The following is a 2,115-nucleotide window of genomic DNA, read 5'->3' as shown; positions in this document are numbered from 1 at the left end:
ACAGAATTTACAGGTTAATGTTGAAACACATATCAATATGTCAGATGTATAACGTCATAGCCTAGGCCTTATTTGCATTTTTAGGAACTAGGCTCATATAGAGTAATACGCCGAATGGAGTTACATGACTTAATAGCTATTTATAATTACCAATGTAAGATTTACAAAACATTACGATCCTCATCGCAAAACATATTTACTAAGTAAATTAATCCTGTTGATCCTGTTAATCCTGTCAAAAAAAGTAAGGACAGGATTTACAGAATTTACAGGTTAATATTGTAACACATATCAAAACACATATCAATTTGCTAGTTAAAATACACATCAAACGAATCCGAATAAGTTTGTCTGGTTCAATTCCTATTTTTAGGCATAAGGCCTGGTACAATAAGATTTAGCCAGAGGCATACGGCGAACAGAAAGGAACTATCTAATCGCTATAATTATAACGTCAATAAGCTAAGCAAACACTATTGCTTACTTCTGTTTGACCTTTATTTACAAAAAAGGCCCATATTATTAAATCTCCAAGTTTTTCAGTTAACCATTCATTAATAATACAACTACCCTCTTTACGTTTTATTTTAGTGTTATACCGCTTTGCATAACTCCCGATTTCCTTACCTAGCATATAAATATTAAGTTCATCATTGACATTCTTTGAATTATGAAAGTAACTAGTATCCCATTCTATCTTAACATCATCGCCGGTAACTATTAGTTCCATAGAATCAGGTAAGGGTAAAGTACCTTTAGCAATTAATGCAGATCTATAATTGATCTTCTGATCAGGGTAATCACCCATCACTCCATATTTTAGGTTATAGGATACTGCAGCCTGGTACGGTGTTCTGCCAATACTTCCCTCATTAAACATTAAATTAAGATTAGGTTTAAAGTTATACAGAAATGAATGTACCAGTTTCATTTTTTGCCGCTGCTGTAATTGCGCTTTACTTTTTTTATCCTTATAATCTCTTGGAAGGCTTCGCATGCAAGATATGCCTCGCCATTCATATAAAACAACAGTTCCTACTTTACCAAAACCACCATCTAGAATATTTGTTTTTAAACGTGCCATAGTACAAAATTTTAAAGGTTAGTAATAAAAATTAAAGGGTCAGCTACGGACCAGGTTCGTATTAAGTAGCATACAAATAGCATACCAACTCATATATAGATTATAGGAAATACAAATAAAACCCATATTAAAGTCATTAATCAATGAGTTTGGTATGGCTTAAGTATGACGAAAATATGACGAAAATATGGGTTAATACCAACGTTAGTACGAAGCCTTCTCGAAGCCAATACATATCAAACTGCAAATTATGCTACTAAAGAAACATAAGAAATTTGCAATAGAATTAGAGCTGCAACGGTCTCACCATTACTGAAGTAATGCTCTTCTATTAATATTTACCTCATCTATAAATAACAAAGAGCCACAATAAATATATTGTGACTCTTTAATAAGATGATTAGTAAATTCAGAAAAATTAATTTCGATACATGTATTCACTATAAACATGGCATAGAAACACCTATATTTAATTCATTTTTACAGTATTAATAAGTGCATTAAACTTATCCAAATCTAAATTCTCACCACTTTGAAGTCCTTGTAATATCAGTTGATTGTCTCCTTTTGTAATGATTTTAATAAACAGATTTACTTTTTTACCTCCCATTGTTCCTTTTACTACTTTTTGATATGAATTATAACCATTTACAGAATCTCCTGAGTAACTCACCTCTTCTACTTCCGTTAATCCTTTACCTTTAAACTGTTCTATCATTGACTCAGCCATTTTTTTTAAAGAAGTCATATTATCATAAGGTACCGGCAGAACAATTAAAGTAGGTTTCTCAAACTGATTATCGCTGGATCCATTTATGGTATAAATAAACATATTGGCATTAGCTTGCATAAATTTCAATTCAGACTCAGTATCATTAAATGAAAAGAATGTATTTGCAAACGGATCAATTTCAATATCTTTTTTATAACTGGCAGCTAAGTACATGACAAAAGTTTATAACATTCATCTAAATCGCTGTTATTTATTGGATTGATTAACGCGTTTGCGATTCTAATCAGTCCGTATTTAA

2 protein-coding genes are annotated in these 2,115 nt (G+C 31.3%); both read right to left on the bottom strand.

Translation table 11 applies throughout. The annotated features are described in order from the left end of the window. Nucleotides 1-454 precede the first annotated feature (454 nt). Complete coding sequence (locus OM075_RS24905) at nucleotides 455-1,084, bottom strand: DUF6266 family protein (RefSeq protein WP_301193274.1); 630 nt, start codon at nucleotides 1,082-1,084, stop codon at nucleotides 455-457. Nucleotides 1,085-1,553: 469 nt separating this feature from the next. After that, nucleotides 1,554-2,030, bottom strand: a complete 477-nt coding sequence (locus OM075_RS24900; protein ID WP_301193273.1) for a hypothetical protein — start codon at nucleotides 2,028-2,030, stop codon at nucleotides 1,554-1,556. Nucleotides 2,031-2,115: the final 85 nt, after the last annotated feature.

It is taken from the genome of Plebeiibacterium sediminum, assembly GCF_026013605.1.
GTDB lineage: Bacteria > Bacteroidota > Bacteroidia > Bacteroidales > Marinilabiliaceae > Saccharicrinis > Saccharicrinis sediminus.
Note: the sequence above shows the minus strand (reverse complement) of the source record. Positions and strands in the feature narration are given on the sequence as shown.

Excerpts from the sequence above, each read along its gene's own strand:
- OM075_RS24900 (WP_301193273.1), bottom strand. The coding sequence starts at position 2,030 with ATGTACTTAGCTGCCAGTTATAAAAAAGATATTGAAATTGATCCGTTT.
- OM075_RS24905 (WP_301193274.1), bottom strand. The coding sequence starts at position 1,084 with ATGGCACGTTTAAAAACAAATATTCTAGATGGTGGTTTTGGTAAAGTA.